Source organism: Candidatus Vondammii sp. HM_W22 (assembly GCF_022530855.2).
Lineage (GTDB): Bacteria > Pseudomonadota > Gammaproteobacteria > Chromatiales > Chromatiaceae > Vondammii.
The window spans coordinates 807,964-820,970 of sequence record NZ_CP099567.1; the positions used below are offsets into that span (position 1 = coordinate 807,964).

Sequence of the window (13,007 nt, forward strand, 5' to 3'; positions counted from 1 at the left end):
GAATCAAATCTAAACAGTTTGGTTGTTATGTCGCTGTGTGGGAATAGCGGGGTGATCTTGTTACAGGGTCACCCCGTTTTTTTAGAATAGCTTATTCATTGCACTATCATGGACCAATTCGGACTTGTCCATTTCTTGCAATAGCTGTGTGGCGTTAAGTGAAACCTTCATGGGGGCAGGATAATGCTTTTCGATAATATCCACACTGGTTCTACAGTTAGTAGCAATCAAGAATACAGAAACACTATTTCGAATCATATTGCAAATGTAGCTATGGCGTAGGGACACAAAATCGCGGCGACTACCTTGCTGGTTTTCTTTCAGCCGTAACCTACGAAGTAAGGCATTAAAGCTAGTTCGATGATTTTCTAAGAATAATGGTTCGTCACAAAGCTGATGATTCTTTATGCAGCGGCGTTTTTTTATACGCTCAAACGCTTCAGCAGCTTCAGGGCGGGTTAAACATTCATAAGCTACAACCACGTTTGCCTACAATATTTTTAATGAGTAGGGCGCGTTTTGTGTTGGCTGTTGGTTCACCGGGTTTAGTCTTGGTGAAAACAATATCCACGTCCCTGAATTCTACGTTTCGACTTTCGCCAACACGTAGCCCACTGAATAGCATGAATTGCACATAGTCCCTTAGTCCCTTGGCTGACTGGTGGTGCCGGGTCTTTTCTAATTCTTCGATATTTTCATCAAGGGCTTTGAGGAGGCGGGTTTGTTCCTTGGGTTCGAACCATGCACGACCGGCTGTTACCTTATTTGACCCGCGTGGTTCCCTGAATTCAGGAACTTTGTCTATCCACTCTTTATCTTCGGCAGTCCGTAGGCACATATTCAGCGCGTTGCGTATTTGGTGAAAGGTGCGCTTTGCCAGCGGCTTTTCACCTTGGTCTTTGCGTTCCTGCTGAATCTTTCGCTTGAAGTCCTTCCACATGGCATTAGTGACTTCATCGCATGGAATATCACCTCAGTAGATTTTCCCCGGTATTACACGGTCCGGATCTTTTGGTTTGATTATGGATATGTGCTTACCCATGACCATAACTACACCCCGGTAGTATTCTTTACTATGCCCGTTTTCTTCATCGTATGCGCTGGCGCGAAGGTCATTAACAGCAATGATGGAAGCGTCCTTGATGGTCGGCTTGCTAACTTTCTTGGTGGGTGTGGGTAGGGTGCCGTCACGAATGTCTAACAGTTTCCCCATGTACCAATCATTAGCAAAGGCTTCAGCTTTGGCTTGGTCGCTGTGCTTTGTAGACGTTCGGGGGTACTTGCCTTTGTGACGAAAACCGCACCACCAATAAGAACTGCTAGGTCGTTTGAACAGGTGCAATTTCTTGTGGTCGGGGTGCCGTATTTTGTCTGCCATGATGTGCCGCACTTAGTTTTTAGTGATTCGAATCAATGTGCAGTATAGCGGAAAGTGTGCAGTTATGTGTGGTGTTTAAATACGTATTAACTGTATATTTTTATTAGTTATTTAAAGTATTTTGAATCCACTGCGTCTAACAACTCCACCATCCCGGCAAGGATGAACTTCCTCTGAAATTTGCTCGGTCTACAAAATCAGGTTATGACTTTGGACCCCCTGCGCCTACCAAGTTTCACCACCCCAGCAGTTGGAGGTGCATAGTATAGTCTTTCCGCCCCTCAGATCAAACGTAAGTTACAGCCTGCTAACGATTGCGCTGGGCTGTGGTAATATCCCGCCCTGATGAAACGCTCAGATTTTAATTATTCCCTGCCTGAAGAGCTTGTTGCCCAGTATCCGACCGAAAAAAGAGGAGGGAGTCGTCTGCTCTGCCTGCAGGGTGGCAGTGATGAAATAGCAGACCGGTGGTTTTCTGATCTGCCCGACCTGCTTCACCCGGGGGATCTGTTGGTTTTCAACGATACCCGGGTGATGCATGCACGCATGTACGGGGAGAAAGAGACCGGCGGTAAGGTTGAAATTCTGATTGAACGCGTATTGGAACCTCATCGGGCAGTAGTGCACCTGAGAGCCAGTAAATCCCCGAAAGCAGGGAGTAAGGTGCTGATATCGGATGTGGCCAAACTAGAAGTGACTGGGCGCCAGGATGACCTGTTTGAGCTTTACTCTCCTGACTTGGATTTTATGGCCCTGATGCAGCAGATCGGGCATATGCCGCTGCCTCCTTATATCAGCCGGGATGATGAGCTGGTCGATGATGAGCGCTATCAGACTATCTATGCCGATCGTCCAGGTGCTGTTGCGGCGCCCACTGCGGGGCTGCATTTTGATCAAGCCATGTTGGATCGGCTGTCGGAAAAGGGTGTTGAGCAGGCAAAGGTTACCCTGCATGTCGGTGCCGGGACTTTTCGCCCGGTGCGGGTCGACCGCCTGGAAGATCATGTGATGCACAGCGAGTATGTGGAGGTGTCGGCCGGGACTTGTGCTCAGGTGCATGCCACCCGAGCTCGTGGTGGCAGGGTGGTGGCGGTTGGCACCACCAGTGTGCGCAGTCTGGAGTCGGCATCGGCCGATGGCAGTCTGAAGTCGTTTCAGGGCGATACCCGGTTGTTTATTACCCCGGGCTACCGCTTTAGGAGTGTGGATCTGTTGATAACCAATTTTCACCTGCCGGAGTCGACCTTGTTGATGCTGGTTTCAGCCTTCTCCGGCTATGAACAGATCATGGCGGCGTATTGCCACGGGATTGAGCAGAAGTACCGTTTCTTCAGCTATGGTGATGCAATGCTGCTGGAAAATCGCAGTGGATAAGCGGGATGGTTGGACAAAAAATAGAGCGCGGGAAGCAAATACCGCGCTTCATAAAGTTCCACCTAAAAGAAGGGTGGAGGAGTGAGTACTGAAAATATTTTATGAACAGTGAGTATTTTCTAATGTAATGCTGCACTGTGTCAAGTAATTAATTTGAGAATTATACTGATTTTGAATCATGAATCATGAATCATGAATCATGAATCATGAAATTTGAACTATTGAGCAATGATGGGCCAGCTCGGCGGGGGCGATTGAGCTTTCCCCGGGGTGGTGTTGAAACACCGGCTTTTATGCCGGTGGGAACTTATGGCACCGTCAAGGCGATGACGCCGGAAGAGCTGGAAGCCATGGGCGCTGAGATCATTCTTGGCAATACCTTTCATCTGATGCTGCGGCCCGGGACGGAGATCATCCAGCAGCACGGTGATCTGCACGATTTCACTCATTGGGAACGTCCTATTCTCACTGATTCTGGCGGGTTTCAAGTATTCAGCCTGGGTGCGATGCGAAAAATCACCGAGGAAGGGGTCCGTTTTCGCTCGCCCATCGATGGCAGCCGAATTTTCATGGGGCCGGAAGAGTCGATGGATGTTCAGCGCAAGCTGGGCTCTGATATTGTGATGATTTTTGACGAGTGCACTCCTTATCCTGCCACTGAAAAAGAGGCAGAGTCCTCGATGGAGCTTTCACTGCGTTGGGCGGAACGAAGCCGTCGGACCCATGGTGATAACCCGGCTGCACTTTTCGGCATTGTGCAGGGGGGCGTATTTGAGCCGTTGCGGGAACGCTCGCTGAACGGCCTGATTGAAATCGGCTTCGATGGTTACGCCATTGGTGGCCTCTCCGTTGGTGAGCTGCCGGAAGATCGCTGGCGGGTGCTCGACTTCCTTTCCACCCGCCTGCCTGGGGATAAGCCTCACTATTTGATGGGTGTGGGTAAACCGGAAGATATCGTCGAGGCGGTTGGCCGGGGCATCGATATGTTTGATTGTGTGATGCCGACGCGGAATGCCCGTAACGGGCATTTGTTTGCCCATGAGGGTGTGGTGCGCATCCGCAACGCGGTTCATGCGTCGGATACAGGGCCTCTGGACCCGCACTGCGACTGCTACACCTGCCAGAATTACAGCCGTTCTTATCTGCGCCACCTCCAGCGCTGTAATGAGATTCTTGGTGCCCGGCTGAATACCATCCACAACCTCCACTATTACCAGAGTTTGATGCGGAATATCCGTCAGGCGATAGAAGCGGGCCGATTCAATGAATTTGTTAAAGAGTTCTATGCTCTGAGAGCCGGTGATCCGGCTGAAAGCAGAAACTGAGAACTAAAAACATATAGAAATACTTAAATTTATCCAAGTTATGTCATAATGCGCCGTTTAAGCCCTTCTCAGGCATTGTGTCCGGGAGGGAATTTGCAGAATCTTTAAAGTGTATTAACAGGTGAAAACAGCATGAGTTTCTTTATTTCAGACGCTATGGCCGAGGCCGCCCCTGGAGTGCTTGCAGGTGGTTGGGAAGGTCTGATCTTGCCCATTGGCCTGATCGTAATGCTCTACTTCCTGATGATTCGTCCCCAGATGAAGCGTCAGAAAGAGCATGCAAAAGTGGTTGGTGCCCTGGAAAAGGGTGATGAAGTGCAAACTGATGGTGGCTTGATGGGCAAGATCACTGATCTGGGCGACAATTTTTCCAAGATTGAGATTGCCGATGGTGTTGAGGTCAAGATACGTCGTCAGTCAATCTCTTCAGTGATGCCCAAAGGCACTCTGCAAGAGCTGTAATCTGCCGGTTGGCCCTATGGGCCTGCCATCCCTGGTGGTTGGTGTTTAGTTTGCGACGCCGGCCTGTTAGTTCGAGCTTCCATACTCAAAAAGAATTATGAACCGATACCCTATTTGGAAGAACCTTCTTGTCGTATTTGTGGTGCTGATCGGCTTGCTGTATGCCTTGCCTAATATTTTTGATCAGGACCCTGCGATCGAGATATCCGGTTCCCGCCGGGCCAAAGTCGATACTGTGACTGAAGCCAAGATCCGGGAGGCTCTCAAGGCGGAAAAGCTGGAAATCAAGGCCATTGAGCCCGGCATCAATAAGTTGTTGGTTCGATTTACCGATTCCGACACTCAGTTAAGGGCAAAGGAAGCGATGGAGGTGGCGTTGGGTAGTGGTTATACACAGGCCCTTACTCTGGTGACCGATGTGCCCGGCTGGTTAAGGTCTATGGGTGCGCTGCCCATGTATATGGGGTTGGACCTGAGAGGTGGAACCCATGTCCTGATCGATGTGGACATGGATGCCGCTGTCAAACAGGCAGTGGAGCGTTACACTGGCGATATGCGGACTCTGCTGCGAAAGGAGAAATTGCGTTATACCAAGGTCTCCCAGGATATAGATACAGTCATCATCAAATTTAAGAAAGCAGAGGTTCGCAATAAAGCCCTGAATGTGGTTGATAATGAATTCCGCGACCTGCTGGTGGAGACCAAGGATGAAGGTGACAGTTACCTGATCACTGCCCGTATGGGGAACAACGAACAACAGACGGTCAAGAAATTTGCCCTGGATCAAAACATCACTACACTGCGTAATCGCGTTAATGCACTAGGTGTCTCCGAGCCGGTTATTCAGCAGCAGGGGGATCGTCGTATCGTCGTGCAGCTTCCTGGTGCATCCGATCCAGCCAAACTGAAAGAGCTTCTTGGTGCTACAGCGACACTGGAGTATCGTCTTGAAGATACAGAGCATAGTGTCGAAGACGCTGTTGCCGGCAAGATACCCCCAGGCTCTAAACTCTATAAGACCCGTGGTGGCGGGGACATTCTGCTGAAAAAACGGGTTATTGTTACCGGCAACCAGATTACCAATGCCAGCTCTGGTCTGGACCAGCGTTCCGGTCAACCGGCGGTATTCGTCAACCTGGATGGCCAGGGTGCGCGCCGTATGCGCAATATGACCACAGAAAATGTCGGTAAACCAATGGCGGTGGTGTTCATTGAAACCCGCACCGAGACCAAGATGGTGGATGGCAAACGTGTGTTCAGGAAGACACCGGTAGAAGAGGTGATCAGCGTTGCCAATATTCTGGAACCCTTCGGACGTCGTTTTCAGACTACGGGACTAGACAGTACAGAAGAGGCCCATGACCTAGCCCTTCTGCTGCGTGCCGGTGCATTGGCCGCGCCAATTGAGATTGTCGAAGAGCGTACCATTGGTCCCAGCCTGGGACAAGATAATATCGATCAGGGCTCTCTCTCCGTGATGATTGGTCTGGCGCTGGTGATGGTTTTCATGGCCGTCTACTATCGAGTATTCGGTCTAGTGGCTAATTTGGCGCTGGCGGTGAATCTGGTGCTGATTGTTGCCGTTCTTTCCATATTGCAGGCAACGCTGACTCTGCCAGGCATAGCGGGCATCGTGCTCACGGTGGGTATGGCGGTGGATGCCAATGTCCTGATCTTTGAACGTATTCGTGAGGAGATCCGGGTGGGCAATACACCTCAGGCAAGCATTTTTTCCGGGTACGAAAAGGCGTTCTCCACCATTGTGGATGCCAATATCACCACCCTGATTGCAGCCGTAGTGCTGTTCAGCTTTGGAACAGGCCCGATCAAAGGTTTTGCCGTGACTCTGTTTATCGGCATTCTGACTTCCATGTTTACTGCCATCATAGGCACACGCGCTGTGATCAATCTGATCTATGGCGGAAAGCGTGTCTCCAAGCTGATCATCTAAGCGGATTTTAAGGAACAGAGCTTCAAATGCAGATCTTAAAAACCAATACAAAAATTGACTTCATGGGCAGGCGCAAGCTGGCCTCGATGTTGTCAGCAGCCATTATTCTGATTTCCCTTATTTCGATCATTACTCAAGGGCTCTCTTTGGGTATCGATTTTACCGGCGGCACACTGGTAGAAGTGGGTTACGAACAGCCGGCAGAGCTTCCTAAAGTTCGTGATGCCCTGGCGGGTGGAGGCTTTGCCGATGCGACCGTGCAGCATTTTGGCTCACCTCGGGATGTGCTGGTCAGATTGGCGCCCAGAGACGAAATTGACAGCGCCGAGCTGAGCAATAGGGCATTTGCGGCCCTGGAGCAGGGGGTTGAAGGTAAGGCTGATCTGCGTCGGGTGGAGTTTGTCGGGCCCCAAGTGGGTGACGAGCTGACCGAGGATGGTGGACTGGCGATGCTTTACGCCCTGATCGGCATTCTGATCTACGTTGCCCTCCGGTTCGAGTATCGTTTCGCCCTGGGTTCAGTGATTGCACTGATTCATGATGTAGTGATCACAATAGGTATCTTTTCTCTGTTTCAGATAGAGTTCGATCTGACCGTGCTGGCTGCCTTGCTGGCGGTGATCGGTTACTCGTTGAATGACACTATCGTGGTCTACGATCGAATTAGGGAAAACTTCCGCAAGATGCGCAAGGGGACATCAGAGGAGATAATCAACACCTCTCTTAACCAGACGCTCACCCGCACCCTGGTCACCTCTCTGACTACACTGTTGGTACTTCTGGCACTGTTTTTCCTGGGCGGTGAGATTATCCACGGATTTGCATTTGCACTGATTATTGGCGTGGTGGTCGGTACCTACTCTTCTATCTATGTGGCGAGTTCTGCGGTTCTGACGCTGGGTATCAGCAAGGCGGACCTGATGCCGGTGAAGAAAGAAGGTGCTGAGCTGGATGTTGAGCCCTGAGTTTCTGCTTTACCTCGAGAATAGAAAAAACTGGCTGCATAGCCAGTTTTTATTTGCTGGAAAGATTAACCCGCAGCTCTTCTGTCTGTAGGAAATGAATAATCTCTGCTTCAATCTGTGCCTTACCGGACAGATACCTCCCGACTCTGATTCTTGGGCCCCTGTATGATCCGAAAGTAGGAACCATTTTGTTGCAATGATGACCCTAGAGAGGCTTCTTGCGAACCTTCGAGTACATCACACATGATCATTTCCAGTGCGGGTTCACTCACTTGAGCCGGAATGTTGTTGTTCGACATCTATTTTCTCTGTGCCAAAAGCGTCGTTGAAAAAACGATTTTTTCTCATCCGGTGTTTTGGTGTGTTAAATTGCGCCGAAAAGTGCCCCACTGTTTGCACTGAAAACTGACTCACCTAATCAAGCCAGATCATGGCTCATTTCTTGGATTCTAGTTTGGTTACCCCCCCCTTAATTACTGGTTAAGTTTTTAGGCTCTTCCCCTAATCAAGAGGGCAAGTATCACCCAACCACTCCCTCAGGATAAAGATTCAGCCCTCCAAGGTGGAGGTAGATTGCATTGGCAAATCGCTCTTTGTTGCGGAAACCTCTGCTAGGCACCTTGATCATCTTGATTCGGCTGTTGAGACCTCCCGCCGGACCATTACTTACTTCCAAAACAACAGCGTCCAATATTCCCCACAGACAATCCTTGATTGTTCCCGCCACTTTCTTGATTGGCTCCAGGCCACTGCGCACTGCCCATGACAACCACCGATCTCAGCCTTTCCTTGTCCGTGTCTTGAGTGAGAATGACATGGCAAACTCTTTGATCCCCCAGGCACGGGCAGTCTTCAGCGTGCTTTACGTAGCGCCTTGAACCGCAATTCCTGTCTGCGTATCACATTCTCCGGGTTGTAGAGCCAGTCATACTGGCTGCCTTTAAGGTCCTCATAGCCATCAGCGCTTTGTGCTCTTGGCGGCGTACCTTGTCCATCGCCTCACGGGGTACTTGGCAACGTGGAATTTATCGAAGACAACCCTCTCTTCAGCCCTAGGGAAGCTTTTCAGTGTGGCATTGATAAAGGCTTGGCCATATATCCATGGAGGTACTCTCTATCGCTTTTTGTTGCTCCTCTGTCAGACTTTCGTACCATGCTTTGAGCATCGCCTTTTTGCGGTCACTACCCACGTGTAACACTGTACCTGCATCCTGGTCTGATAAGACCGTTACATAATCATGGCGTTTCTTGAAGACCGTCTCATCAACACCTATACATGTTGGGCTGATCTCTTTTCTACGTGCTAGTCCTCGCTTAACCGCTCGCTGTATAATTCCACCAATGGCATTCTAACTCAGCCCCATCAATCGGCAGACTGCCGAGGTGGATGCCTGTTTCAACCAGTCGGTCACCAGCGCCTCAAACATTGCAGTAAATCCAGAGCCCGGTTCCGCCAGCGGCGCTTGTGTGAGTCATAGCCCGGTGAGATCTGCCCACAGGTTGAACAACACTACTTGGCGTCTGCATCCTGCTCAACGTATACCGTCACCTCTCCCTCTGACAGAGTCAACTCTACACTGCTAACCTGCCAAGGGCTCTTGATACCCAGGATCTGGGCGTATAGATCTTTATCTCTCATAGGGGGGCGTTAATCTACCCAATTAGGGGAAGAGCCGGTTTTTAAACCGATAATTGTCATTACCATATCGATGATATGGAAGTGATGAGTCAGCCGATCAAGCAGTACAGTCGTTATTTTTTCGTTACTAAAGACACTCGGCCATTCAATGAAACTGAGATTAGTAGTGATAATGATGCTGGTACGCGCATAAAAACTTGCTGAGAAGATGGGGCCGCCCGGCAATAAGGAGAGATAACCAAATTTATCCCAGAATTACCAGACCCGTATACATCAATCTATTGGCCGCTTGCCTCTGCCTGCTTATTTGTTTTTCCTGTTCCAGCAGGTTCATCATCAGGAAGATATTGCTTGATCAAGGCAGTGGATCTGTCAGCACTCCTCGCCCGGATGTTGTTTAATCGATAGCCATTCTTTCTCTGACCGAACTTGCCTTAGCCCTACGAAATACTGAAGGCAGGGAGTTTTCTGGATTTGAAAGACAGTCCCTCTGTTGGAAAAGCAGAGCTTGTGCTTAAAGAGCCTCTGATTAATTCTGGATCGGTGTCTGACGGCTGAAAGCTCTCGGCTCTGCGTTGAAAATCTTGGCAATAGCCGGCTATTACCGGCAATTTTCGCTTTGATCCGGAAGATTTCAACTCGTCATCCATCCTATCCAGAATTAATCAGAGGCTCCCTAACCTTTATGGCCAAAAGCTCTCCGGTTCCCACAAAATGTGGCTGAGTAATCATTGATTTGTTGCTGGTTTTAAGCCGTAAGAAGAACGGAAATTAGTGCCTCCCTCGCCCCATCCGCAGGTGAAGGCATGTTGGTCCTGTTCGTGACCATGGAGGCTTTCCCGCTGGTTATTATCTGGCGTTTGGAACAAGGCTGACGTTAGAGCCGACTAGTCCTGTCCTATTTCCATTCAAGCCAATAGCGCATTATCTGTCTGTCCAATAGGCGTTTTACTTATGCACCATCCAATTCTGTCGGCTTCATCCGATGTTCACCAGCTTCGTTACATCTCGGCCATACTCATCGATTCTGCCAGACGCATTTTATAAACTAACCAATTCAGACTTGACTTATAAATACAAATGATTATCATTAATATTCAAAGAAGAGCAAGAGGGTGAACATTATGCATGTGAATATCGATGCCTAGCTGGAGCTTCGGGACCCGCAGATCCGCCTGATGGATGCCGATACAGGACGGGAGATTATGCGGATCGGAGCAGATCAGGTACGCAAGCTTATGGATTGCGGGGATCTCTGTCCCTATGATTTTGATGATCCATCCTGCTCTTGTGGAGACCTGTTGGCGTTGGTGCATATCTCGATAGCCGATGGGAGAGACCTCACCTGATAGCGTGTGCCCACCTATATGGGATATTCGCAACCCGATATCTATCGGCACCAGGGAAAGTCGTTTTAAATAAAGGAAATTCTCATGTGTGATCAATGTGAAAACAGCAACAAGAAATTTGTGGCGATGAAGAGTAACCAGCGTCTGAAATTCTGGGAGATAAAGTCGCATTTCCATTGTGCCATTTTGGGTACCTGCCTCTCCATGGATGAGCTGCGCAAGGTCACGCGTCAGTCCAGTATTGTTATGGAAGGGAGGCCTTCAGATTATGAACTCCACGGCATCATGCTGGGGCAGGTGGATGAGAAGTCGGTAGCGGCGCGCAATCTGCACAAAATGCTGGACCGTAAGTACAAGCGCTGGATTCAGGCGATTCCCCGGTGTTGCGACACACGTCAGTTGGGAGAACATTGGAATCGCGCCATGAAGACAGGTGAGATAGCCGGCCCCTTCTGGACGATCATGTCTCATCCTGATGCCGGCCCTGAGTTGATCTCGCGTGTTTTTGGTGACGTACACATGCTGTCTCATCTCCAGGGTGCATCGAACCGCGCCAGTCTAAAACGCATGAAGTCGCTGGATATTGAGATAGTGAAATTTCGGGAGATGCTTGCCAAGACCCGGCAGCATCACAAAGAGCAGATGACGAGACGTGATGCGTTGATTCAACAGCAGGAGCAGGAACTGCTCGTGCTGATGTCCAGAAGCTCTTACCTGGAAAGAAAAATAAATGCCGAATCCTCTATCGATGGCGAGCAACAAAATGAGTCGCTCACCCGACGTCTGGATTGGGCGGAAAAGCAACTGGCAGGCCGGGATATCAGAAATGCCGAACTCTATGAAGAGATGCTTGGCCTGAAAGAGTTGCTGAAGGAGACGCAAAATGAGCATCTGGCGCTGGAGCAGACCATGATGCTGTTATTGGCGGAAGAACATGAAGGGAATTCGGACCCTGCCCGAGATATCGATCTGAATGGGAAAAGGGTGCTCTATGTTGGCGGACGATCGACTCTTGTACCTCACCTGAGAGCTTTTGTAGAGGCTCATAATGGCCATTTTGACCACCATGACGGTGGGCTTGAAAACAGCCGGGCCGGCCTGCAATGGAATCTTATGGGTGCGGATATGGTGTTTTGCCCGGTGAGCTGCATCAGTCATGATGCCTGCCTTCGTGTCAAACGACATTGCCAAAAGCAGGCCAAGCGTTTTGTTCCGTTACGTAGCTCCGGGCTCTCGGCATTTGCTGGCGGCTTGCGGCGATTTTGTGAGGCCGGTGCCGATGTGCAGAGTGACAGCATTGCAGCTGACACTATCTAGTTTGTTTCAAAGACCATGAGCGAATTAAAAAACAACTAGATTACATCCTGTAGGTCGATAGAGCGTATCGGGACATAGGGCTCCGACTGGAAGTGCCGGATTTTGAAAAAATCGATCGACTGCGTAAAGCCTACCGGGCTAGCCTGGTTCGAGAGCTGTGATGATGCTGAGTCGAAGTGGCGAAAGCGGCAACTGGGAGCGTGCTGACGATATGAATGAAACACTATCAGTCCGCGTATTACGTCAATTGCTCTCCTGTTATTCCAGTATCGGGGAAGATCACCGCGACCTACCATGTCCTGCCAAGCACGCTCTGCCTGCAGTGCGCCATTCGCGGATTACAGCATATGAAGCTTAGATGCTGCGAGATCGATGCCAGGCATGTTCGGATGATTTGCAAACTGAGAAAAGAGGGAGTGAGTTGTCAGAAAATATCGGACCGGCTGGATATCAGTCGGCACTTTGTACGGTTGGTGATGCAAGAGGTGAATTGAATGAACAGAAAAGATGTGGGCAGGCTTGAAAGAACGAGTGAAGCGATAGGGTATCTGATGAGCCGGTTTGCCGTGTATCGGTCCCTGTGGATCGCCAGAGCTATCGTTCATCATCTGGAGGAGCTGTTGATACATGCGGATTTACGCCAGCTGAAGAGCTATGAGCAGATGATTATCACTTGGCAGATGGTGGCAGAGCATATGGAAAAGGAGAAGCCGGGCTCGGATCACGGATGGGGGTTCAGCATCCGATCGCTGTACCGACGGAGAGTGATTGAGAACGGCTGGGCGGCATAGGGGAATGATATGAAAATAAGATCGAAGGGTTACCGGCCCGGTGGTTTTATACTGCCTATCCTCATCACCGGAGTCCTACTCTCTGCAGGGTTGATGTCGCCTCATGAAAATGTGGGTATTCATAATCCGGCAACGAGAGTGTTGATTGTGGGGCCGGAGGAGTTGTATGGCGATATTGATCGGAATGACTATAGGCAGAAGTTGTCAATGGGGGGCTGGAGTAGTGATGCCAATCTGGTAACTGATCAGTCCTCACGCTCATGAGTGTCGGCAGAAACCTGAGCAGGCAGGAACTTCCTTTCATGATTTTGGCGTGCAGCCTGTCTGGCAGATTGTTGATACCCAGGTGCGCTGTCCCACCCGCTCATGGTGGTGAGTGCCTCCATAGAGATGGACCTTGTGAAGTTTCGGCCCCCCCAGTGTCATGGTCGGTAGCCCAGAGAGGACGGGCGGTTG

General features: G+C 50.0%; 17 protein-coding genes. 9 read left to right on the forward strand and 8 right to left on the reverse strand.

The window, feature by feature from the left end; genetic code table 11:
• Positions 1-81: 81 nt before the first annotated feature.
• Genes MN084_RS04565 through MN084_RS04575 form a run of 3 tightly spaced genes read right to left on the reverse strand, consistent with a single transcriptional unit; the run spans position 82 to position 1,378 of the window.
• Positions 82-483 carry a hypothetical protein gene (locus MN084_RS04565; protein WP_241087031.1) on the reverse strand — a complete coding sequence of 134 codons (402 nt, stop codon included), beginning with the start codon at positions 481-483 and terminating at the stop codon, positions 82-84.
• Positions 467-940: a hypothetical protein gene (locus MN084_RS04570; protein ID WP_241087030.1), complete on the reverse strand. Its 474-nt coding sequence runs from the start codon at positions 938-940 to the stop codon at positions 467-469. Before MN084_RS04570 ends, MN084_RS04565 begins: the two co-directional genes overlap by 17 nt.
• 33 nt (positions 941-973) lie before the next feature.
• Positions 974-1,378 carry a hypothetical protein gene (locus MN084_RS04575; RefSeq protein ID WP_241087029.1) on the reverse strand — a complete coding sequence of 135 codons (405 nt, stop codon included), beginning with the start codon at positions 1,376-1,378 and terminating at the stop codon, positions 974-976.
• Between the two features lie 345 nt (positions 1,379-1,723).
• Between MN084_RS04575 and queA the strand changes: the two genes are divergently transcribed.
• The 5 genes from queA (at position 1,724) to secF (ending at position 7,455) form a co-directional block, all read left to right on the forward strand.
• The gene (gene queA / locus MN084_RS04580; protein ID WP_241087028.1) at positions 1,724-2,752 is read left to right on the forward strand and encodes a tRNA preQ1(34) S-adenosylmethionine ribosyltransferase-isomerase QueA; all 1,029 of its coding nucleotides are present in this window, start codon (positions 1,724-1,726) and stop codon (positions 2,750-2,752) included.
• 206 nt (positions 2,753-2,958) lie between these two features.
• Positions 2,959-4,077 (forward strand): tRNA guanosine(34) transglycosylase Tgt, encoded by a 1,119-nt coding sequence (gene tgt, locus MN084_RS04585; protein ID WP_241087027.1) that lies wholly within the window; start codon positions 2,959-2,961, stop codon positions 4,075-4,077.
• Between the two features lie 132 nt (positions 4,078-4,209).
• Positions 4,210-4,539 (forward strand): preprotein translocase subunit YajC, encoded by a 330-nt coding sequence (gene yajC, locus MN084_RS04590; RefSeq protein WP_241087026.1) that lies wholly within the window; start codon positions 4,210-4,212, stop codon positions 4,537-4,539.
• Between the two features lie 97 nt (positions 4,540-4,636).
• Positions 4,637-6,490, forward strand: a complete 1,854-nt coding sequence (secD, locus tag MN084_RS04595) for a protein translocase subunit SecD (RefSeq protein WP_241087025.1) — start codon at positions 4,637-4,639, stop codon at positions 6,488-6,490.
• Positions 6,491-6,516: 26 nt separating this feature from the next.
• Positions 6,517-7,455 (forward strand): protein translocase subunit SecF, encoded by a 939-nt coding sequence (gene secF / locus MN084_RS04600; RefSeq protein ID WP_241087024.1) that lies wholly within the window; start codon positions 6,517-6,519, stop codon positions 7,453-7,455.
• A gap of 520 nt (positions 7,456-7,975) precedes the next feature.
• Here secF and MN084_RS04605 read toward each other — a convergent pair.
• The 5 genes from MN084_RS04605 to MN084_RS04625 form a co-directional block, all read right to left on the reverse strand.
• On the reverse strand, positions 7,976-8,224 hold the full coding sequence (locus MN084_RS04605; RefSeq protein ID WP_241087023.1) for a transposase: 249 nt from the start codon (positions 8,222-8,224) through the stop codon (positions 7,976-7,978).
• A 283-nt stretch (positions 8,225-8,507) separates the two neighbouring features.
• A complete protein-coding gene (locus MN084_RS04610; protein WP_330178521.1) occupies positions 8,508-8,798 on the reverse strand; it encodes a transposase in 291 nt (96 codons plus the stop codon).
• 6 nt (positions 8,799-8,804) lie between these two features.
• Positions 8,805-8,882, reverse strand: a complete 78-nt coding sequence (locus MN084_RS04615; RefSeq protein WP_241087166.1) for a hypothetical protein — start codon at positions 8,880-8,882, stop codon at positions 8,805-8,807.
• Positions 8,883-8,965: 83 nt separating this feature from the next.
• Complete coding sequence (locus tag MN084_RS04620; protein WP_277400427.1) at positions 8,966-9,094, reverse strand: hypothetical protein; 129 nt, start codon at positions 9,092-9,094, stop codon at positions 8,966-8,968.
• Between the two features lie 9 nt (positions 9,095-9,103).
• Positions 9,104-9,319 (reverse strand): ATP-binding protein, encoded by a 216-nt coding sequence (locus MN084_RS04625; RefSeq protein ID WP_445083886.1) that lies wholly within the window; start codon positions 9,317-9,319, stop codon positions 9,104-9,106.
• 953 nt (positions 9,320-10,272) lie between these two features.
• On the opposite strand from MN084_RS04625, the gene MN084_RS04630 reads away from it, so the two are divergent.
• The 4 genes from MN084_RS04630 (at position 10,273) to MN084_RS04645 (ending at position 12,815) form a co-directional block, all read left to right on the forward strand.
• Entirely contained in the window at positions 10,273-10,443 is a 171-nt protein-coding gene (locus MN084_RS04630) for a hypothetical protein (protein WP_241087022.1), read from the forward strand.
• Positions 10,444-10,527: 84 nt separating this feature from the next.
• Positions 10,528-11,760 (forward strand): DUF2325 domain-containing protein, encoded by a 1,233-nt coding sequence (locus MN084_RS04635; RefSeq protein ID WP_241087021.1) that lies wholly within the window; start codon positions 10,528-10,530, stop codon positions 11,758-11,760.
• A 494-nt stretch (positions 11,761-12,254) separates the two neighbouring features.
• Entirely contained in the window at positions 12,255-12,551 is a 297-nt protein-coding gene (locus tag MN084_RS04640) for a hypothetical protein (protein WP_241087020.1), read from the forward strand.
• Between the two features lie 9 nt (positions 12,552-12,560).
• Positions 12,561-12,815, forward strand: a complete 255-nt coding sequence (locus MN084_RS04645) for a hypothetical protein (RefSeq protein WP_241087019.1) — start codon at positions 12,561-12,563, stop codon at positions 12,813-12,815.
• Positions 12,816-13,007: the final 192 nt, after the last annotated feature.

What these genes read in the sequence shown, in the direction of transcription:
- MN084_RS04620 (WP_277400427.1), bottom strand. Translation starts at nt 9,094, where the DNA reads ATGAGAGATAAAGATCTATACGCCCAGATCCTGGGTATCAAGAGCCCT.
- tgt (WP_241087027.1), top strand. Translation starts at nt 2,959, where the DNA reads ATGAAATTTGAACTATTGAGCAATGATGGGCCAGCTCGGCGGGGGCGA.
- MN084_RS04640 (WP_241087020.1), top strand. Translation starts at nt 12,255, where the DNA reads ATGAACAGAAAAGATGTGGGCAGGCTTGAAAGAACGAGTGAAGCGATA.
- MN084_RS04645 (WP_241087019.1), top strand. Translation starts at nt 12,561, where the DNA reads ATGAAAATAAGATCGAAGGGTTACCGGCCCGGTGGTTTTATACTGCCT.
- MN084_RS04635 (WP_241087021.1), top strand. Translation starts at nt 10,528, where the DNA reads ATGTGTGATCAATGTGAAAACAGCAACAAGAAATTTGTGGCGATGAAG.
- queA (WP_241087028.1), top strand. Translation starts at nt 1,724, where the DNA reads ATGAAACGCTCAGATTTTAATTATTCCCTGCCTGAAGAGCTTGTTGCC.
- secD (WP_241087025.1), top strand. Translation starts at nt 4,637, where the DNA reads ATGAACCGATACCCTATTTGGAAGAACCTTCTTGTCGTATTTGTGGTG.
- MN084_RS04575 (WP_241087029.1), bottom strand. Translation starts at nt 1,378, where the DNA reads ATGGCAGACAAAATACGGCACCCCGACCACAAGAAATTGCACCTGTTC.
- secF (WP_241087024.1), top strand. Translation starts at nt 6,517, where the DNA reads ATGCAGATCTTAAAAACCAATACAAAAATTGACTTCATGGGCAGGCGC.
- MN084_RS04630 (WP_241087022.1), top strand. Translation starts at nt 10,273, where the DNA reads ATGGATGCCGATACAGGACGGGAGATTATGCGGATCGGAGCAGATCAG.
- MN084_RS04615 (WP_241087166.1), bottom strand. Translation starts at nt 8,882, where the DNA reads ATGTTTGAGGCGCTGGTGACCGACTGGTTGAAACAGGCATCCACCTCG.
- yajC (WP_241087026.1), top strand. Translation starts at nt 4,210, where the DNA reads ATGAGTTTCTTTATTTCAGACGCTATGGCCGAGGCCGCCCCTGGAGTG.
- MN084_RS04570 (WP_241087030.1), bottom strand. Translation starts at nt 940, where the DNA reads ATGTGGAAGGACTTCAAGCGAAAGATTCAGCAGGAACGCAAAGACCAA.